At 67.0% G+C, this 19209-nt stretch carries 15 protein-coding genes and 2 pseudogenes; 3 read left to right on the forward strand and 14 right to left on the reverse strand.

Annotated elements, in window-relative coordinates; genetic code table 11:
- Nucleotides 1–27: 27 nt before the first annotated feature.
- The 10 genes and pseudogenes from Q9R28_RS00265 to Q9R28_RS00310 form a co-directional block, all read right to left on the reverse strand.
- Nucleotides 28–624, reverse strand: coding sequence for a hypothetical protein (locus Q9R28_RS00265; protein ID WP_311205236.1), 597 nt, complete (start codon nucleotides 622–624; stop codon nucleotides 28–30).
- 129 nt (nucleotides 625–753) lie between these two features.
- Nucleotides 754–1389 carry a hypothetical protein gene (locus Q9R28_RS00270; RefSeq protein WP_311205237.1) on the reverse strand — a complete coding sequence of 212 codons (636 nt, stop codon included), beginning with the start codon at nucleotides 1387–1389 and terminating at the stop codon, nucleotides 754–756.
- An 88-nt stretch (nucleotides 1390–1477) separates the two neighbouring features.
- Nucleotides 1478–2113: a hypothetical protein gene (locus tag Q9R28_RS00275; protein ID WP_311205238.1), complete on the reverse strand. Its 636-nt coding sequence runs from the start codon at nucleotides 2111–2113 to the stop codon at nucleotides 1478–1480.
- A gap of 183 nt (nucleotides 2114–2296) precedes the next feature.
- On the reverse strand, nucleotides 2297–2929 hold the full coding sequence (locus tag Q9R28_RS00280) for a uracil-DNA glycosylase (protein ID WP_311205239.1): 633 nt from the start codon (nucleotides 2927–2929) through the stop codon (nucleotides 2297–2299).
- A 274-nt stretch (nucleotides 2930–3203) separates the two neighbouring features.
- Entirely contained in the window at nucleotides 3204–4346 is a 1143-nt protein-coding gene (locus Q9R28_RS00285) for a plasmid recombination protein (protein ID WP_311205240.1), read from the reverse strand.
- Nucleotides 4347–4918: 572 nt separating this feature from the next.
- Nucleotides 4919–6355 carry a phage/plasmid primase, P4 family gene (locus tag Q9R28_RS00290; RefSeq protein ID WP_311205241.1) on the reverse strand — a complete coding sequence of 479 codons (1437 nt, stop codon included), beginning with the start codon at nucleotides 6353–6355 and terminating at the stop codon, nucleotides 4919–4921.
- Nucleotides 6356–6933: 578 nt separating this feature from the next.
- Entirely contained in the window at nucleotides 6934–7260 is a 327-nt protein-coding gene (locus tag Q9R28_RS00295; RefSeq protein ID WP_311205242.1) for a helix-turn-helix domain-containing protein, read from the reverse strand.
- Nucleotides 7261–7921: 661 nt separating this feature from the next.
- Nucleotides 7922–8245 (reverse strand): annotated as a pseudogene (locus Q9R28_RS00300) (transposase); the annotation flags it as partial.
- A 299-nt stretch (nucleotides 8246–8544) separates the two neighbouring features.
- A complete protein-coding gene (locus Q9R28_RS00305; RefSeq protein ID WP_311205560.1) occupies nucleotides 8545–9231 on the reverse strand; it encodes a hypothetical protein in 687 nt (228 codons plus the stop codon).
- 60 nt (nucleotides 9232–9291) lie between these two features.
- Nucleotides 9292–9699 (reverse strand): annotated as a pseudogene (locus tag Q9R28_RS00310) (DUF2510 domain-containing protein); the annotation flags it as partial.
- Here Q9R28_RS00310 and Q9R28_RS00315 point away from each other — a divergent pair.
- On the forward strand, nucleotides 9611–10123 hold the full coding sequence (locus Q9R28_RS00315; RefSeq protein WP_311205243.1) for a DUF6998 domain-containing protein: 513 nt from the start codon (nucleotides 9611–9613) through the stop codon (nucleotides 10121–10123). The pseudogene Q9R28_RS00310 and the gene Q9R28_RS00315 overlap by 89 nt on opposite strands.
- Before the next feature lie 3 nt (nucleotides 10124–10126).
- Here Q9R28_RS00315 and Q9R28_RS00320 read toward each other — a convergent pair whose 3' ends face one another.
- Both Q9R28_RS00320 and Q9R28_RS00325 read right to left on the reverse strand, forming a co-directional pair.
- Nucleotides 10127–11143, reverse strand: a complete 1017-nt coding sequence (locus tag Q9R28_RS00320) for a hypothetical protein (protein WP_311205244.1) — start codon at nucleotides 11141–11143, stop codon at nucleotides 10127–10129.
- Between the two features lie 206 nt (nucleotides 11144–11349).
- Nucleotides 11350–12882 carry a recombinase family protein gene (locus tag Q9R28_RS00325; RefSeq protein ID WP_311205245.1) on the reverse strand — a complete coding sequence of 511 codons (1533 nt, stop codon included), beginning with the start codon at nucleotides 12880–12882 and terminating at the stop codon, nucleotides 11350–11352.
- Between the two features lie 223 nt (nucleotides 12883–13105).
- Between Q9R28_RS00325 and Q9R28_RS00330 the strand changes: the two genes are divergently transcribed.
- Both Q9R28_RS00330 and Q9R28_RS00335 read left to right on the forward strand, forming a co-directional pair.
- Nucleotides 13106–16591 (forward strand): TM0106 family RecB-like putative nuclease, encoded by a 3486-nt coding sequence (locus Q9R28_RS00330; RefSeq protein ID WP_311205246.1) that lies wholly within the window; start codon nucleotides 13106–13108, stop codon nucleotides 16589–16591.
- 170 nt (nucleotides 16592–16761) lie between these two features.
- Nucleotides 16762–17523 (forward strand): nuclease-related domain-containing protein, encoded by a 762-nt coding sequence (locus tag Q9R28_RS00335; protein ID WP_311205546.1) that lies wholly within the window; start codon nucleotides 16762–16764, stop codon nucleotides 17521–17523.
- A 149-nt stretch (nucleotides 17524–17672) separates the two neighbouring features.
- On the opposite strand, the gene Q9R28_RS00340 is transcribed toward Q9R28_RS00335, so the two are convergent.
- Nucleotides 17673–18116, reverse strand: a complete 444-nt coding sequence (locus Q9R28_RS00340; protein ID WP_311205247.1) for an SseB family protein — start codon at nucleotides 18114–18116, stop codon at nucleotides 17673–17675.
- A gap of 181 nt (nucleotides 18117–18297) precedes the next feature.
- Nucleotides 18298–19089: an SDR family oxidoreductase gene (locus Q9R28_RS00345; protein WP_066653568.1), complete on the reverse strand. Its 792-nt coding sequence runs from the start codon at nucleotides 19087–19089 to the stop codon at nucleotides 18298–18300.
- Between the last annotated feature and the right edge of the window lie 120 nt (nucleotides 19090–19209).

Genomic DNA, 19209 nt, shown 5'->3' on the forward strand with positions numbered 1-19209 from the left:
GTTCGTCTCATGGCCTTTGCCGGAGTGTCACAGCGCACGACGGCGGATCCGGTCGAGTCCACGCGATATGGCGTCATCCTCGGAGCGCGTGCCCCGGATGACGTCGCGGACGAGGTCCGAGAGCTCGGGATCTTTGAAGTCGCGGTTGGCGTCGAGGTCGCTCGGGATTACTGCTGCTCGAAGCGTTCGGTCGACCCGGTACCCGCTGAGGACGCGACGGGTTGCTTCTGCGCTGGTGATGCGACCCTCGTCGACGTCTGGCTGCAGGTCAATCGGGTACGCGACCGGCAGGGCGTTGTAGCCGGGATCCGTCGGAGCAGTGAGATCTGAGACGTAACTGCGGTCGCCGACCAGCGCGACTAGGAAGGGCAGCGCCTCGTCGGCAGTCATGCGGCCGTCTGCAACGCGACGCAACAGTTCACGAGCGTTCGGATCGACGACGGCGCCGCCTTCAGCGCCACTCGCGCCGTCGCTGAACGAGACACGACGGTCGGTCTCCGCTGGCGTCGTTGTGGGCGATCGGTGGTGATCGATGTAGTCAAGAGCATGCCCGATCGCTTCGGTGGCGGTTAATTCACTGGCTGTGACGCCCTGGAGGAGCGCTAGCAGGACTGTGTCGGGCACGCGATGGCCCGTACTGGCCAGCATCTCGCGGCGATGCAAGTCGTGGTGAGCTGCATCGTCAGTTTGGTCGTTCAAGGGTCTCCTTGGCGGGTCGGGCGGACCGTCCACAGCACGGCATTGTTACCGGCTTCACGCATCGATAGGTGGGAGGTCGGCGAGGATCGCAGCCACGGCATCGCTGTCCTTCACGGATCTGAGCCAAGCGCTGGGGGATTGAGGTTGCTGGACAACGAGCTCACGGTGCGGCGCGCTGAAGAACTCGTCGGCATCGCGAATTCGCCAGCCCTTTGGCATCCTTCGAAGGAGCTCTGGCACTCCATCAACGATGCACGCTTCCTCGACGTCGAACTGCCAGCGAGGGAACCGAAGCACCCCGAGCACCCTGACTGCGACCAGCTGGCCGACAGACAACGCGTGGTCCAGCTCCTCGGGCGTCCAGCGAAGGAGCTCGAGTACCCATCGGCGAGACATGGTGAGGTCGACCGTCATCTGATCGTCAGGGTCGAGCACGAGATACAAGCGAGTTGCCAAGTTCTCCGTATCGAACTGCTCGGCCTCGCCGTACGCGCTCCTCTCGATGAGCTCCTCAGCGACGTCGGCGACGCGATCTCGCCACGGCGACTTTCGTGGCTTGACGATTTCGAGGGCTGAAGCGATGGCGTCGACACTCAGGTCAACATCGTCGACCAGCGGTCGGAGCGCCTCGCTGAGACGGTGGACGGTCGCGCCACTGACTGAGGAGCCTAGGGAGTCGCCGTCGCTCATTCGGAGCCTCGATCACAGCGAGGACTCCGACGATGCGTCGAACCGATGCGTTGAGCCGTGACGCGTCGCGGTTCTTCAAGCCTGCCGACTACCATCGTCCGCCGCCTTCCACGATCTCACGCACAGCTTCTGGGTCTCCGCCGTCCTCAAGCCATGCGGCGGGCGTCTTGATGCCCTCGCCGTAGAGATCTTCCTGGCGAGTCGCGAAGAAGCCGCCCATGGAGATCCAGTCCCAGCGCTGTTCGAGTGCGGGGACCAGTTCCGGGAGGTGTGGCAGGACCCGCCCGACGGGACGAGTGTTGAGCTGCCAGGTCGGGAAGCGAAGTTCGCCGCCGATGTCGACGGCGACAAGCCGATGCTTCGCGACTTCCGCGCGGACCTCGTCCTCGGACAGGTGGAGGAACCGCGCGATGCTTCGGAGCGACCTCGTGTCTCGCGCCGCGGTGAGCCAAGTCTTGATCTCGTGCAGGCGGAGTTCCCCTCGGTCAACCTCACGCTGTGTCTCGGCGAAGGACTGTTTGGTGAATACGCCGAGCTCGACGAGCGCCGCCCGCTGATCGTCGTCGGACGGGTCGTGGGGTCGGATGGGCTCAAGCGTCTCGATCAGAGTTACGAGCCCGTGCAGCAGGTAGGAGCGATCTCCGCCGAGGCGACGAAGAGCTTCGGAAAGGCGCCGGACGCCGTCGGAGTCTGAATCGGAAGCTGGTGATTCGTGTCTGGTCACGCTGGGATGCTTGCAGGATCGACAACAGTGCTAGCGGAGCCAAAGTCGTGCTGCGCGAAATCTGCTCGTAAACGAACAGCCCGGAATCTGGATATCCATGCACTCCGGGCGTGTTCGCCTTTGGTTGGAGCCGGTACTGACGTAGGACGATCTGTTCCCGGGCAACGTCTCACGAGTGCCCTGCTACGCGACGAGCTCGGCCACCTTCGCCAACGTCTTGGCGAACCGCTCCTTCGCCCCGGCTTGAGTGAACGACTGCCCAGCCGGGTGCACGGTCCGGAGCACGCGGTAGCGATCGCCGATCGTCAGGTCCAGGTGCGCGTCCCACGCCTCCTGTGCCTTCTGGCCCGAGAGCACGATGACGCGGAGGTTCGGCAGCAGGTCGAGCAACGCTCGAAGCTCCAGCGACCCCTGCGCGAGCTCGGCCTTCGACGGCTTCACGGAGGCGCGTCCCAACACCCACGGCACGACGTTCCAGGCGAGCATATGCTCGTGCAGCCCGACCTCGTTGCGGGTCCGCCAGCTGTTCTGTGCCGTGGGGTCGTCGTTGTCGACGGAGATGAAGCCCGAGCCGCCCCACTCCGGGACCGTCTTCGGTCCGGGCGCTTCGAGCAGCAGCAACGCACGGGCACCGACGCCGGCTTCCGCTGGGTCGAAGTGCGGGAGCACGATCTCAGGCTGCCGCGTACGACGCTTGTCCTCGACGCTGCGCGCCCAGGCCTCAAGCGACAGCGTCGCTTCGGCCGACTCAAGCAGCTCGTTCCGAGCCGCCACATGCGCCGGGTCACGGAAGCCACGAGGCGCGTCGAGGTACATGACGCGAGCGTAGCGAGGGTGGGTGACGGGTCGTCGGGACAGATTTTTGCGATATGTGAACGTCTGGGCGTGACTTGGCCGGGAGATGGACACCGTATGGCCACGTCACGCCCGCAATAGTCGCCATCGAGAGCTGGGCCAGCGAGTGGCCGACAGGTGACCGCGAAATGATCCTGATCCGGCCATAATGGGCGCGAGCTGACCGTTTGACGGCCACTGATACTGGACTGCTTGTCAGTGGCCGTCATCTGGCCTACGTGTGACAATCAAATGGTCACCAGCTGGCCTCCCGGTCCGAGCGCCGAACTCGCGGCGTGCTCCCCTCGACTAGTCGCTGCGCTTCGACGCGCGCTTCGTGTTCCCGGGCCACGTCCGCCTCGTAGACCTCGCGTAGCGGCTTGCCGTTGCTTTGCCGCTTGTCGAGCCAGCGTTCGATGTACGGCGGCAGTCGGTCCAGCTTCTCGTTGAATCCACGGAGCTGCTCGCGCTCCGTCTCTGCCTCCTCTCGAGCCCGCCGGGCGGCTGCCTGAGCCGCGGCGGCCTCGCGCCCCATCTCGTCCGCTATTTCTCGCGCCTTCAGAGCCTTTTGCTGAGCGGCGGCGAGTGACTCCTCTCGGCTTCGGAGCGTCGCTTCTCGTTGGTCGAGGTTTTTCGCTCGGTTGCCGAGACTTTGTTGCAGCGTCTCGTACGCCGCTCGCTCGGCTTCCGCATCCGCTGTCGCTCCGCGAAGCCGATCGGCCTTCGCCTGAAACTCGCTGCTACTGAGGTGCTCACGCGAGCGTTCCGTGACGCGATCCTCCACGTCGTACCCGGCGGCTGCCATGTGTTCGCGGAGGTCCTTGTGCTGGCGACGGAGGTCGCCCGGGCCCTTGAAGTAGTCCTTCTGAGACAGGCGCCCATCAGGCGTCACGGGCGTGATGAGAACCTGGAGCTGGGGGTTGTACTCGTCGAGGTGCAGCGAGAAGCCGAGAACGTTCGCCTGCCCGAACTCCTTTGTCGCCCAATCGAACGAGGCGCCCATGTAGTCGACGGCGTCCTTGTTGGGGCCATGCGTCCGCCAGTCAGGGTTGAACTCGTCGAACCACTTCGGATCGAGCTGCAGGATGAGGCCTCGAACCAGGACGGCGTCCTTTCGCAGAGGGCGCTTGACTGTCGCGAGACGGCGCTCCAAGTAGGTCTGGAACTCGGCCGACGGCGGCCTGCCATCGACCGAGACGAGCTGACGGAAGTCGCCGGCCCCGTCGTTGATCAGCGTGCGGTTGTTGCGTGTCCTCTCCGGCACGATGTTCTTGTTCGTCTGCACGAAGTGGAAGCCGGCCTCCTGATCAGCCTCCCGCGCGATGTGGCGAAAGAAGCGCTGCGCGTGCCCTCCGCGTCCCACCTTGTGAGAGGCGTCGAACGTCATCGTGTAGCTCATGCTTCGCCACCCTCGACGCCGATCGAGCGCTGCACCGACTTCGTCGTCGCACCCCTCGATGCCTTCGGCGACTCTCCCGAGGGGCTTCTTCTGCCGCGACTCTGACCACCACCCCAGTGCACCTTCGGGAGGGTGGTCGTCTCCTTCGCGGCAGAAGAAGCTCCCGAGGGGCTTCTTCTGCCGCGACTCTGACCACCACCCCAGTGCACCTTCGGGAGGGTGGTCGTCTCCTTCGCGGCAGAAGAAGGTGTAGCCCCATACACTTCGCGGCCGCTTCGCTCTCCGAAGTTCCTGGTGCCCTGCGGGGCTCCGACGCGCTTCGCGCTTCGAGGGCCGCTCTTCGGCGGCCCCAGGCGCCCAACTCGCTGGTCGCTCGTCGGGCCGGCGACAGTCGCCGGTGCGCAGGATGCCAGCGGCATCACGCGCCCGTCGCGATCGTGCATCATGCGTCGCGCGGAGGCACCCGGTGGTGTGTAGGCGACTGCGCACTGCGTAGCGATGGGGCATTGGGTACCGTCCTCAGCTGCCGCGCACTGGGCCGGACTTGATCGATTGAAGGTCAACATCGCGCTTCACGCAGCCGTCGGATCGACGAGCAGTCCGACGCGCACGGCGCCCTTTTTCATCCGTGTTGCCGGGATCCCGAGCTTGTCGAGGGCTTCGCCGAACTTCGACCGGCCGAGCTGATGCGCGGCATGAATTCCCTCGTCCGAGGCCCACGCCTGGTATGCGGCGAGGAGGACCGTCGTCGTGTCTCCCTCCTGTGGGTGCATGAGGCAGCGGGCTTCGATGAACCGGCGAACGTCGTCCTGGGAGTTGGCGTAGTCCTTCGTCGCCAGAACGACCGACGCGGGCTCGTTCAAGCCGTTGGCGAGGTAGTCCTGCAAGCCTTCGATGGCCCACGCGAGGACGGCGTCGCGGTCCAGCTTGAGCTTCGAGCTGAGTTCAGGATCCTGCTGGGCTTTCTCGATCACCACGTTGAACGGCACGACGCGGACTCGTGCCCACGTCGCTGGATCGTTCGCGGGCAGCTTCGGCAGGAAGTTCGTGATCATGAGGATGAGGAAGGCCGGAGTGAACTGGAACGGAGCTCCGTACAGCTCGCGGGCAGTGATCTCGTCGCTACCCGTCATGCGCTTCATGAACGCTGCCGAGATCCGGGCGTTCTCCTCGAGCTCTGAAGCGACGAGCAGCCGCACGCCCCGCAACTTCGCAAGGCCGGGGGTCGCGTTCTGAGCGTTACCGCCCCGCTGGACTTCGAAGAGCCCGGCCTCCGCCACCGCCGCATAGTCGCCCAGGGCGTCCATGCAGGCGGTGTAGGCGACGCCCTTCCCGTTACGCCCCTCGCCGGTAACGATCGGGAAGATGTGTTCGCGAACCTCGCCGAGCAGGCTCAGCCCGATGAGTCTCTGGAAGAAGCGTTGCACGTCGGCGTCCGGAAGTACCTGATCCAAGAAGCCCTGCCACGGTCCGGACTGGATCAGGTTCGTCGGGTCCGCCGCAGCGCGGGTCAGCTTGGTGATCAAATCGCTCGGGTCGTGAGGACGAAGCTGCATGGTTCGAAGATCGAGCGTGCCGTTCGGCATGTTCAACATGTCCGGGTCTGCGTCCAGATGGTCGATCGTTGCCGTCATTCCCTGAAGGCTTGATGCGATTTTGAGGACGCCGGTAAGGCCACCGGCGCTCTCGCACGACTGCACGAGGGCGAAGAGATTCTTCCCACGGCGAGCCAGGACCTCGTCGTGTTCGAACTCACCCTTGGCGATCTCGTTCGACGCCCTCAGCCGCAGGCGGCGAAGCGTACGAAGCAGTGCGTCCTGCGTAAGCCCCGTGTCGATGACCCAGCGGGTGCCGTCAAAGGCCATCCAGCCCATGTTGCGGACGAAGAGGAAGCGACCGAAGTTGCCGAGCGCGAACTCGTAGGCGATCTGGGCCTGATTTCGGTGCGACTCCGCCCCATCCTGGAGCTCGGCGAGCAAGGTGGACTGAGATACGATGGTGTTGTTCAAGATCATCTTTCTGGTGGTTGGTCGGCCTCGGCGTCTTCAGCGCCGGGGCCTTCTTGTTGACCGTGCGATGGGCGCGCTGCAGGCTCGCTCGGGCCCATGTGCGGGCTCGAGCGAGGCTCGGACGGCTCTTCGAGCCGCCAGCGCCTGGGCTTCGGCGCCGTCGGACGTAACGCGCGCAGAGAAGCAGATGCTCGATGGGGACTTTGCATCGCTGTGCGCGCAGCGCGGGTGACGTTGGTGACGTTCTGAAACAGAAGCTCGCTGGTCGTAAGCAATCGTGAGATGTCTCAGGAGTTCACTGATCGGGTGCTCCTCGAGCCATTCGTCCTACGAACGAATCTCGGCTGCTTGCAGGTCCGTTCGGTGACGTCACCAACGTCACCACCCGGACCGAGCTCTATTCGTGAGGAGGCCTCAGGCACAGCCCGAGCAAGCGCTTAGGTCGAGCCGTCGCGGCTCCTACCGAGACGGTGATTGCCCGGGTCTTCTGGGGGCAGGCGAGACTTGCTGCCGCGCGCTCAGCGTCGGCTGGCGTCGAACGCTGGATGCGCTTGTGAAGACCTGAGTCGTCGGCTGCATCAGTCGCGAAGGGTCGTCGCGAACGCGCTCAGGATAATCGCGCGCTGCTCGGCGCTGAAAGGCGGCGCTTGCGCAGCCACGCGCTTTGCCCACTCCTGCAGGCTCTCTTCTGTCGAGTTCATTGCAACCGGCTCGGCGAACTCATCGAGGTCGTCAGGTCGGATGTACACGCGACCCTTCGCCTTGACTGCCCGGAGTCCGCCGTCCTTGATGTGGCGCCGCAGCGTCGAAACGCCGTAGCCGCTCCGTTCAGCGGCTTCCGCCAGCGTCAGGCCGAAGTTGCCGCGGGAAGCGGGCACGCGAGTTTCCGTGGTGAGGTGGGTCAATTCATGCTCCGATGTATCTAGAGCACAACGAATGATCAGGAGAAGGAGAGATCAATCAGTCGGTCTGTGGCTGATATCGCGCCCGGCACTCGTCAGTGCCGGGATTTAGATCTTTTTAAGTTGTGCATTCGGCGTCTGCCGAACAGGTGATAGTCAAGCAGCATTCGTGAGCCATGCAGAGTACGTTTGCAATCCGTTTGCCCCCACTTCGGGGGGTGCCTCCGTGGTTCTGCTAGCGGCGCGTGATGCGACTGCTTGGATTGAGCTCGCCGATGAAAGGGTTGCGGAACTGTTCAAGCTCTGCGGCTTCGCTGACGACCTCGTCGGACAGATCACCGCGACCATCAACCGCCCGCGGCCTGTATGCGCAGAGCCATCCCACGCTCGAGCGGGTCCTCGACCTGCACCTAAACCACCCAGCAGTTCTGGACGTTGTGCAGCATTACCCGTCACCGGTAGCGATGGCTGCAGCGAGCGAGCAGCGTCTCGGCACCCGGCTGAGCGTTCTCGCTTGACGGGACGGCCGCCGCCTCGCACCGCAGGCCCACCCATGCGCTGTCGGAGCAGAGCGACGTCGTGGTCGGCACGAACGCGGCGTCGCTCGCGGCCCGCGACTGGCCGCGCGGATAGCGTCATTGCGGCAGCGGCGAGCCGAGATTTTCGTCGAGAGCGCATGCGACAGCGTCCGGTCCGCTTCGCGATGATCGCCGCATCAGGGCGTCGGTCTCGGCTCCGCCTGCGTGCAGGTCCGCGAAGCCTCGCATCGAGAGGCCGGGCAGATACCCGATGAGCGCGCCTTCGTGCTGCGCGACGGCGAGTGGCAGCGCGCCGTTGGCGGGTAGACCCACCACAAAGCGCACCATAGCCGGTCCTTCAGACCGCGTATCAACTTGCGTAACTGGTGTTCGTCGTTGGGAAGCGCCTTGTCGAACACTCGCTTGCCGATTCGGTCGAGCGCGACGGCGTGATGTTCGCCTTTGCCGATGGCCGACGGTGACTACTTCCATGACGTGTCCTTCGCTCTGAAGCAGGAGCTGATCGACCTGGACCAACAGCGTCGGGCCTCGGCGTCCACGTTGCGAACAGCACTCGGCCGAGCCGGGCCCTGTCCCGATCAGCGTTCACAGGCTCCCTGACCCCGGCTCGGTGAAAACATTCCTCGGATCATGCAGAGACAGGGGGCAACGATCATGCCGGGTCCGGCAGGTCAGCGCCCATCAAGGATCACTTCAAGGCGGGCACGAAGAAAGTACCGAGGGCTTGGCGACTGCCGCGGGGCGACGGCTACTCCGTGCGGCGTGTTGCTGCCTTCGCGGCACTGTTCGCGGCGGCAGCGAAACCGTGGGCCAAAGGTGTGTCCTTCGGGTTGAGCCGTGCAGCCCACTGCTTCTGGCTGCCGGTGACGATGAGGTAGAGCTCGCGGTCGTCGGTCTTCTTCTCTCCGGCCCCAAGCACCGCGCCGACCGGCCCGAGCAGGGCGGCGCCGGTGATGGTGTTGCCCCAGTCGAAGCGACGGCTGATCTGTCCGGAGGAGAGTACCTCGACGTTCGCTCCTGCGATCGGTTGGCTGTCTCCCGCGTAGGAGATCCGGTCGCGGGTGAAGGTCACGCCGCCGAGGGTGCCGGTGTGAGACTGGCCGATGGCGGAGTGCTCCTTGCGCTCCTTCGCGTAGAAGTAGCAGCCGAAGCCGATCCCGGCGATGAGACCGAGAATGATCGCGCCGAGCATGCCGTTGGCGATGTTGCCGAGGAAAGCGCCGAGGGCTGCCCCGACGACAGCGGCAATCCAGCCGGATGCAATCGCGCCGGCGTTCGGGTTCGGTCGCTTGTGGCTCCGGGGCCGCGCGGTTGCGGTGGCAGGAGCGCTGGCGCTGACCGACTTGTCGCGTTGCTGGCCGGGGCCGACATCCTCGACACTGCTGCGAGCAGCGGCGGCCGTTGACGAAGACGCTGCCGGGATCGGTTCCGACATTTCTGGGTCTGCGCGGTGTGACGTCGACAGGGGTGCCGGCGTCGGGGTGGGAGGTGCGGTCTCCGCAAGTCGGGTCGCGCCGGTCCAATGCCGTCCATCCCACCATCGCTGCTGCGACGCGTCGGTGTGGTCCGGGTACCAGCCCTCGGGAGGCTGAGGGGGAAGCGTGGTCATCGGTGGCTCCAGCGATCGAGTGGAGCAATACTCGCATGCAACAGGGGAGCCCCGAGAGCCCCCAAACGTGGAGCGCCTGCGGCGAAGACGGAACGGGCCCGCGCAAGGTCGGGCACGGCTGCTGCAACGCGCGCAGGCCGGCGCACACGCCCTTCGTCTGCTGCAGCATCTGCCTGACCAGGACGCGTGGCGGTAGCGTCGAGGCGTGAGCGAGTCCTGGAGCGAGCTGAAGGGGCTGCCGCTGCGCGTGCTGATGTCGAGACGGCAAGAGCATCTGGCGGCGATCGCCGACATCGAGACTGCGCTGCGTGGCCGAGGCGTGAGCCGAACCGGGAACCTCATCGGCGAGATCGGGGAGCGGCTCGCTCTCGATGTGTACGGCGGTGAACTGGTGGCGGTGAGTGCGAAGAGCATCGACCTCGTCGACGCGGCGGGACGCCGGTTGCAGGGGAAGGTCCGGGAGCTCCCAGCAGGCGACCGCCGCATCTTCCAGTTTGGAGACGACGAGCTCGACTTCGACCAGGCCATCTGCATCCGGTTCGACCGCGCCACGTTCCGTCTCGAGTGGGCGCGGGAGATCCCGCGCGAGGAGGTGCAGCGGCTGTCGAGCGCACACGCCGCCGGGCCGCGTCTGACGACGACGCGTGCAGCTTTTGCCGGGACCGACGTGTCCGCGCAGTTTGCGCGCGCGTGGGACGCCTTGCAGGAGACGCTGTGACGCTCAAGCGCGTCGCGCGGTCGCCTGCCTGGCGGCGGCGTCGAAGTTGCTGATCGCGCTGACGAAATGTGCGATCGCCAGAGTCGCGTTCAGCTTCGAGAAGTGCCGCCGCGTGGTGGTGAAGTGGACGCTGCCGTGCCTGTTGAAGCTCAGCGGCACTGGGCCGTCCTTGATGTTCGCCATTACGGTCCGGAGCTGCCCGACGAAGAAGAAGGCGCGGAAGAGCTTCGGGGCAGGCTGGTTCCGGTCGACGAGCTGCGGCCAGATGTCTCCGTGGTGCTCCTTCGCGAGCGTCTCCAGGTTCGCCGCCGCCCAGGTCTGGGCCATCTGGTGGTGGCCGTCGCGCACGCCGGCAAGGGCCATCCGAGCGGTTTCCACGTACCGCTGCACGGAGCTCGCTCGCACGTCGGCGAGCAGCTGCTCGCACGTGTCGAGGATCGCGCCGCGTCGACGGCTGAGGACGGCGCGACGTTCCTGCGGGCTTGAGGCTCGCACGAGGCCTTGGATGGTGACCTCGTCCAGGACGTAGGCGACGGCGATGCCTTCCTCCATCCAGAGCGCGAACATGTCCGGGTCGTACGGGATGCTCGTCGGCCGGAGGTTCGCCGGCAACGTGCGACGCCGCAGCTCGTCGGCGGTCGGCAAGAAGCGGGCGATGCGCCGGCTCATCTCGCTCAGCTGGTCGCTGATCGCCCCGACCGCTGTCCAGTTCATCGACTCTAGAAGACGGCGCTGCTGGTCTCTGAAGTCGGTGAACGACGATGACTCCAAGATCTGCTGGATTCGCTCGACCGATGGCGCGAAGGACGCCTGGATCGCGTTCAGGACGGGCGTTGCGTCTAGAGCGAAGTCGCGCGCGATCCGGTCCATGACGCCCGTGCCGACGATGGCTCCCATCAGCCGGGCGCGCTGCACTTCCGACATCCCGCCGCCCTTCGGAACCACGACGACTTGCGGAGCGGTCCGGCGCGGCTGTGCCGGTTCGGGGGTGTCGGTGCCGTCGTGGGGAGCGTCGTTCACGCTCGCCACCGTACCGAAGGCGGCGATCGAGCACCGTGCGGCGAATAGGAAGTGGTGAGCGAGACGAATCACGTCCCGCCGAACCAGCAGCTGGCTAGGGCCCCTCGGACGAAGTTGTGATCATCGGTGATGCCGAGGCAATCTGCTTGACAGGTGGACTGGTAGATCGAGGGAGATCGCTTGAGCCCGCATCGGTCGACACGGGATCAGTGCCAGTTGAAGGCGACACGATCCCGGTTCGGGCCCTGCTTGCCGCGCCAGCCCCGGCCGATTGGCTTCACCATCGGCGTCAAGACCGCACGAATGAGACGTCGCTTCTCCGGGAGCTTCATGTCTGCCCAACGGTCTCGGAGGCCGCCCTCCGAGACCAGCCGGGTCACGAGCGGGTCCAGTGTCGACAACTTGCCGAGTCGCGCTCGTGCCGCCTCGATCTGCGGGACGATCCGAGCCTCCTGGTCAACGATCAGGTCGAAACGCATCTGTACAGCGGCCTGCGCGCGAACGTCCTCGAGATACTCCTCGTAACCTCTGATCTCGGCCAAGAGGGCTTTGCGCTCGAGATCGGCTTTGCCATCCTCGTCTTCACTACGATTGAGGAACTCTGGTCGCTCGAGCCGTTCGAAGAGAAGCTCAACGACGATTTCGTCGAGCAGTTCTTCCCTCATGCTCACGTGGAACGCTGAGCCGTCGGAGGCGCCGGGCCTCATCGACGCTCCGTCGCACACGTAGGTCTTATACGTCTGCCGTGGCAGCGGGTTCCCGTCGGAATCAAGCTTCTTCTTGCCGGCGTTCTGGCGACCAACGTGCAGGCGCCCGCCGCATACTGCGCAGATCGCGATGCCGGCGAGCAGATGCTTCGCCGGCCAGTCGTTCGTTCGACGGCGCGACGCCGGGTACATGAGCGCCTGCAGCTTCTGCCACGTGCTGAAGTCGTAGAGCGCCGGCCAGACAGCGTCTGCAACGATCTCGCCCTTGTGCTCGCGCTTACCGGCGTAGGCGACCGTCGTCAGCATCTGCTTGACTGCCGGCGCTGTCCAGCCGAGGTCGCTCCGCTGCTCCACGCGACTTGGGCGCCGAGCAGGAAGCCCGCGCGTGTTGAAGTCCCGAGCTATCGCGCGGAACGAGTCGCCGTTGAGGACCCGATTTGCAGCCTCCCGCACGACTGCTGCCTGCTCGGGATGCTCCTCAACGCGGAGAAGACGGCGGCTTTGCGAGTCATAGACGCGCACGTACCCGTACAAGTTCTTGCCATGAGGGACGCCTCGCTCCGCGGACGCGCGAACGCTGCGTAGGAGCCGTTCCGAGGTCTTGTCCGACTCGTACTCTGCGTCGACCGCGTCCTCGTGAAGACTGCGCCGGTCGCGAGAATTCCGCGGATCGTAGAGTCGGCCGTGAGTGGTGACCCAGATCCGCACCCTATTCTTCGCGCAGAGATCGATCAGGTCCGCCCATTCGCGCACACGTCGTGAGCCTCGGCTTGACTCCCAGACCGCGAGTACGTCCGCGCCGAAATCACCGGACTCGAGATCGTCTACGAGGCGCTGAAAGCCCTCACGCTGCTTCTTCGTGTACCGGCTGGCGCTACGGTCGGCGTCTCGATACGGTGCGTCCGGACGAAATATCCAGCCCTGCTGCGTGATCGCGGCGAGGTTCTCGGCGTGCTGCTGATCTGGGCTTTTTCCCTCTCCAGTCCGGTCTCGCGACACACGCAGGTACTCACGAACGCTCAGTGGCCCCATATGACCCTCCCTCTGTAACTGTATCTGGGGCGAAGTCACTGGGGTGGGTTGCCTCAGCGTGATGGGATTTTCGGCCGCATTGAGAAGTGCTTGAACTAGTGCGCTTGTCTCAGGGCAAGAACCGGATTCGTCAGCGATATCGCCCGCTTCCAAGTCCGCTGCGACGTGTAACGGTCGGACCCCGCCCCTAGGCTCGACATGCACAACACGATACGAGGAGCGCATGCAGATCACCGCCAACGGCCAGGTCCTCCTCAGCCCGAGCGACCTCAGCACGTGGGCGACTTGCGAGTGGGCGTTCCTCCGCCGCCTCGACGCCAAGCTCGGCCGAGGTGGTCCCCTGCCCGACGAGCACGACGACATGCTCGAGCGCACCGCACGCCTGGGGGATCAGCACGAGCTCGACTACCTCGACCTCCTCAAGGAGACCCGCGACGTCGTCGAGTTCGAGCGACCCCAACCTTCTGACTACGGATCAGAAGCTCGACGAGCGGTCCAGGCATTCCACGACGGTGCCGACGTCCTCTATCAACCGACCTTCCACGAGCCGCCCACCCCCGACCGCCCGGGCTTCATCGGCTTCGCGGACTTCATCCTCCACAACGCCGAGGGCACCTACGAGGTCTACGACACCAAGCTCGCCCGCCACGCCAAGATCAGCGCCCTCCTCCAGCTCGCCGCCTACGCCGAGCAGATGCAGGCCCACGGCATCCCCACCGGCGAGCAGGTCCACCTCGTCCTCGGCGACCGCACGACGACCACGCACGACCTCGCAGACATTGCCCCGGTGTACCGCACGCAGCGCGCGGAGCTCGAGCGCGTCATCGCCGAGCGGATGCAGGAGCCCGAGGAACTGCAGTGGGGCGACCCCCGGTACTCCAGCTGCGGCCGCTGCACGATCTGTCAAGCCCAGGTGCAGCAGCACCGCGACCTGGTCCTCGTCGCCGGCATGCGCCTCGACCAGCGGACGAAGCTGATCCGGCAGGGGGTGCGGACGATCGACGACCTGGCGGACCGCACCGCGGCGGTGCCAGGCATGTCGCGATCGACGCAAGACAGGCTGGTACGGCAGGCGCGCCTCCAGACCGAGACCGAAGCCGAGCAGCAAGCAGGCCGAGCCAACAAGACCAAGCCGCGCTTCGATCTCCACGACCCCCGCGCCCTCGACGCGATCCCCGCACCCGACCCCGGCGACGTCTTCTTCGACTTCGAGGGCGACCCTCTCCACACCGAGGACGGCGTCCACTGGGGCCTCGACTACCTGTTCGGCCTGGTCGACGACCGCGCCGACTTCACCGCCTTCTGGGCGCACACCATCCGCGACGAGCGCCAGGCACTGGTCGACTTCCTCGCGTTCATCAAGGAGCGCCGGGCCCAGCACCCGGGCATGCACGTCTACCACTACGCGGCGTACGAGCGGACGCACCTGCTGTCCCTCGCCGCCCGCCACGGGGTGGGGGAAGACGACGTCGACGACCTGCTCCGCGCCGGCGTCCTCGTCGACCTGTACCCGATCGTCCGCAAGGCCCTGGTGGTGGGCAGCCGCAGCTACTCGATCAAGAAGCTCGAGCCGCTGTACATGGGCGAGGACCTCCGCCTCAGTGACGTCACGAACGCCGCCGACAGCATCACCGCCTACGTCGAGGCGATCGAGGAACTCCGGGGCGGCGACCCCGTCACCGGCCAGCGCATGCTCGACCAGGTCGCCGACTACAACGCCTACGACTGCCGCTCGACCCTGCGGCTCCGCGATTGGCTCCTGTCGCTCCGGCCTCCGCGCACAGAGCCCGCGTCCGAGGACGCGGAACTCCTGCCGCCGATCCCCGTCGAGCGCGAGCCGAACCCCGTCTACACGGCACTCGCCGCGCAGATCGCGGACGTCGACCCCCTCGACCGTGACGCCGACCAGACCGCCCTGGCACTCGCGGCGGCCGCGATCGACTACCACCGCCGCGAGGCCAAGACCTTCTGGCAGGACCACTTCGACCGCCTCCGCAACCCCGTCGACGACTGGGCGGACACCCGCGACGTCCTGGTCGTCGAGCGCGCCTCCGTCGAGCGGGACTGGGACACGCTGCCGCGTGCCCGGTCGCAGTCACGGGAGATCCGCCTGTCGGGGACGCTCGCGCCCGGTTCGCGGATCCGGCCGGGAGGCACGCCCCACCTCGTCTACGACGACCCACTCCCGCCGTCGGTCACCGCTCCGGCGCCGGGTTCGAAGGGCGCGTCGGCTCGCGCGGTCGTGCTGGACGCGGAGCAGAACGGCGATGCGTTCGAGGTCCTGGTGAAGGAGAGCCTGCCGGTCGGCGGCGGCGAGCCCCACCACGACTTCCCGGTCGCGCTCGCACCGGCCGCCCCGCCACGGGCGAAGCCGCAGCCCGAGGCGATCGCCGAGTGGGGACAGGAGGTCCTCGACGCCCTGCCGGCGATGCTGCCCGACCCGGCGCTCGACCTGCTCCGCCGGGTCCCGCCGCGTGGTGCACTCGCCCCGGTCGCCGGCGACGACACCGTCTCCGCGGTCGTCACGACGCTGCTCGGGCTCGACCGGTCGTACCTGGCGATCCAGGGTCCTCCCGGCACGGGCAAGACCTACGTCGGGTCGAACGTCGTCGCGCGGCTCGTCCGGGAGCACGGCTGGCGCGTCGGGGTCGTCGGACAGTCTCACGCGACGTCCGAGAACTTCCTGTCGTCGGTCGTTCGCGCCGGAGTGGCCGCCGACCGCGTGGTGAAGGTGCCGAAGTCCGGCGCGACCGAGGACGAGCTCGAGGCCGCCGCGTGGACCCCGGTGAAGAACAACGCCGCCGTCGCGGCCTTCCTGTCGTCGTGCGCCGAGACCGGCACCGGGGGAGTCGTCGGCGGCACCGCGTGGACGTTCGCGAACGAGGGCACGATCCCGCGCCGCTCCCTCGACCTGCTCGTGGTCGACGAGGCCGGGCAGTTCTCGCTCGCCCCGACCATCGCGTCGTCGATCGCCGCGCAGCGCCTGCTCCTGCTCGGCGACCCGCAGCAGCTGCCCCAGGTGTCGCAGGGGTCGCACCCCGAGCCGGTCGACCAGTCGGCGCTCGGGTGGCTGGCGGACGGGGAGCACGTGCTCCCGCCGGAGTTCGGCTACTTCCTCGCCCACACCCGGCGGATGGAGCCCGCGCTGACGGCATCGGTCTCGGGCCTGTCGTACGACGGGCAGCTGACGTCGATCGTGAGTGGTCGGCAACTCGACGACCTCGACCCGGGCGTCCACCCCGTGCCGGTCGTCCACAGCGGGAACACGACGTCGTCGGAAGAGGAGGCCGCTCGGGTCGTCGAGCTCGTTCAGAGCCTCATCGGCCGTCGGTGGGTCCACGGCGAGGTCTCCAGGCCGTTGACGGACGAGGACGTCATCGTCGTCGCGCCCTACAACGCGCAGGGAGCGCTGATCCGCGAGGCCCTCGACCGCGCCGGACTCCGCGGGACCCAGGTCGGCACGGTCGACATGTTCCAGGGTCGCGAGGCCGTGGTGTCGATCACGTCGCTCGCGGCCTCGAGCGCGGCGGACATCCCGCGCGGACTCGACTTCCTGCTCATGCCGAACCGGCTCAACGTGGCGCTGTCCCGGGCGCAGTGGGCGGCGTACCTCGTCTACTCACCGGCGCTCACCACGGGCCTGCCCCCGTCGATCAGTGGGCTCTCCCTGCTCTCCCGGTTCATCGAGCTGGTCGAGCCGCCCCGCTGACGCCCGAACGTGGGGTTTGCTCGGCTCGGTCGTGCTGCCACGGTCGAGATGTGACGGAACGAACGACCACGCTCGGCCAGGACGAACCGGTGAGGGGCGGGGCGCTTCGAACGACCGCGATCGGAGCGCTCCCGATGACGCTGCGCGCACGACGTCCCGGCTACGCAGTCATGCAGGAGTGTCTCCGGCTCCAGTCCGAGGCACCGACTCGGACGCGTGCGGAACGGTTCTGGGGCGTCGATCCCGTCGCGCAGCCCGCGCGCTCCTGGTTCAAGGGAGCCCTGGGGGAGCGCCGTGTCGCTGCCGAGCTCGACCGTCTGGGGCCAGCCTTCATGGTGCTCCACGCAGTGCCGGTGGGGAACGGTTCGACGGACATCGACCACCTGGTCATCGGCCCGACCGGGGTGTTCTCGATCAACACCAAGAACCACAGCGGTCAGCGTGTCTTCGTCGGTGGAGGCTCGTTCATGATCGGTGGGAAGAAGACCTCGCACATCGGTGCCGCCCAGAGCGAGGGACGCAGAGCGACGCGACTGCTCTCGGCGGCGGCTGGTGGAGCGATCCTCGTCCAGCCGCTGCTGGTCGTCGCCGCGGATCGGATCACGTTCGGCAAGAAGCGCCCCTCGGTCGTCGTGCTCCGGCCGGACCAGGTGCGCGACTGGATCCTCGGGCTACGACGGGCGCACTCGGACGAAGCCGTCCGGTACCTGTCGATGGTGGCTGAGGAGCGGGGCACCTGGCACGCGGCAGCGTTCGTGCCGGACGACACGCTGCGGCTCGAGCAGCGGTTCGATCGGCTGGTCCGCGAGGTCGAAGGTGCTCGCGTACGACGGCGTCGTGCTGCGCTCGCGGTGGTCCTCGGGGCGGTCGGGCTCCCGGTCGCGGGTCTCGTCGCGATGGCAGGCATCGCGACGGCGCTGCTCGGTTCGTGACCATCGCGCGGCCAGGGACACCGCTTCGCGTGGCGTGACGATCTCGGTTCGCGATCGCCGGGAATCGTGAACCAGGATCGTCAGCCGCAGATCGCAGCCAGCAGGTCCGTCAGGCCAGTTCCCGGCGGGCCGGCCTGGTCGGTGGTGGCCTAGCCCTGGGTGGAGTCCTCGGCCGCGGCGTCGGCGTTGTCGCCGGGGATCTCGCCGCGCATCTGCGCCCGGATCCCCGCGAGCACGTCGGCGTGCAGGAAGTTGGCGTCCTCGGCGCTGGTCGGGTCGACGACGATGCCGAACTCCTCGGGCACCGCGGTCACGAGCTCGGCCATGCGGACCGGGCGGGCCTCGGTGCCGGGGACGCCCTCGGTGAGTTCGGCGGGGTCGGTGAACACCGGGACGAAGGGCAGGTCGCGGATCATCACGTGGGCGATGCTCCCGCCCTCGGGGTCGCCCGCGGGCTTCCACGGCACCCACGCGGCACTGCCGAGGAATCCCTGCGCGGAGGATGCCATGCGGCGCCGCAGGGCTCCGGCGGGCGACTCGGTCTTGCCGGCACCGGGGCCGAACGCCGACCCGCTCGTGTCGTTGCTGCTCATGGGGTTCCCTCCGCCGTGGTGTGCCCGGCCATGCTCCCACGTGGTGCGGGCGGAACCGAATGCGGCACCGTCACAGCCAGCTCCCCACCGGACGCGATCGGCGTTGCGGCGGTGGGGCGTGCCTCCAGACCGACGACGGCGCCCGACCCACGAGGTGGGCCGGGCGCCGGACGGACCACGCTCAGTACTTGGCCGACTGCCCGCCGTCGATCGGGACGACCGTCGCGTTGACGTACGAGGCGTCGTCGGACAGCAGGAAGGCGACGACGGCGGCGATCTCGGGAGCCTCACCGTAGCGCTTCGTGGGATTGACCTGGATGAACTCCTCGGCGGCCTTCCGCGGGTTCTCCGCGTCGATCTGCTTCATCGAGTTCTCGACCATCGGCGTCCAGATCGCACCGGGGGCGATGGCGTTGATGCGGATGCCGTACTGGCCGTACTCCACGGCGGAGTTGCGGGTGAGGCCGACGACACCGTGCTTGGCGGCCGCGTAGCCGGACTGGTTGCCGATGCCGCGGATGCCACCGACGCTCGCGGTGTTCACGACCATGCCCGAGCCCTGCTCGCGCATGACGCGCAGCACCTTCTCGAGCCCGAGGAACACGCCACGGAGGTTGATCGACACGACCTTGTCGAACTCGGCGGCGGTGAAGGACTCGGTGGGGTTCTGCTTGCCCTCGATGCCGGCGTTGTTGAAGAAGCCGTCGATGCGGCCGAAGCGCTCGGTGGTGGCGGTGACGTAGGCGTCGACCTGGGCCTCGTCGGAGACGTCGGCGACGGTGGTGAGCACCTGGGCGTCGGGGGTCGCCTCGAGGACGGCGGCCTTCGTGGCCTCGAGTCCCTCGCTGGAAACGTCGACGAGCGAGAGCTGAGCACCTTCGGCGGCCAGGCGGACGGCGGTCGCGCGGCCGAGGCCGGAGCCGCCGCCGGTGATGAGGACGACGCGGTCGGTGAAGCGGGTGGTGGATGTCATGGATGGCCTCCTGCGGTCTTCGACGGTGAAGGGCTCGGGTCCAGCGGTGGGTCGACGAGTCCGTTCGATGCATCTGCATCGATAGCTCTAGACTACACCTGTCGTTTTGCTCGATCGGTC

The organism is Curtobacterium sp. BRD11, assembly GCF_031844345.1.
Taxonomy (GTDB): Bacteria; Actinomycetota; Actinomycetes; order Actinomycetales; family Microbacteriaceae; genus Curtobacterium.

Coding starts and splice junctions, on each gene's coding strand:
- Q9R28_RS00270 (WP_311205237.1), bottom strand. CDS start 1,389: ATGAGCGACGGCGACTCCCTAGGCTCCTCAGTCAGTGGCGCGACCGTC.
- Q9R28_RS00280 (WP_311205239.1), bottom strand. CDS start 2,929: ATGTACCTCGACGCGCCTCGTGGCTTCCGTGACCCGGCGCATGTGGCG.
- Q9R28_RS00285 (WP_311205240.1), bottom strand. CDS start 4,346: ATGAGCTACACGATGACGTTCGACGCCTCTCACAAGGTGGGACGCGGA.
- Q9R28_RS00305 (WP_311205560.1), bottom strand. CDS start 9,231: ATGTCGGAACCGATCCCGGCAGCGTCTTCGTCAACGGCCGCCGCTGCT.
- Q9R28_RS00325 (WP_311205245.1), bottom strand. CDS start 12,882: ATGGGGCCACTGAGCGTTCGTGAGTACCTGCGTGTGTCGCGAGACCGG.
- Q9R28_RS00330 (WP_311205246.1), top strand. CDS start 13,106: ATGCAGATCACCGCCAACGGCCAGGTCCTCCTCAGCCCGAGCGACCTC.
- Q9R28_RS00335 (WP_311205546.1), top strand. CDS start 16,762: ATGCAGGAGTGTCTCCGGCTCCAGTCCGAGGCACCGACTCGGACGCGT.
- Q9R28_RS00340 (WP_311205247.1), bottom strand. CDS start 18,116: ATGAGCAGCAACGACACGAGCGGGTCGGCGTTCGGCCCCGGTGCCGGC.
- Q9R28_RS00345 (WP_066653568.1), bottom strand. CDS start 19,089: ATGACATCCACCACCCGCTTCACCGACCGCGTCGTCCTCATCACCGGC.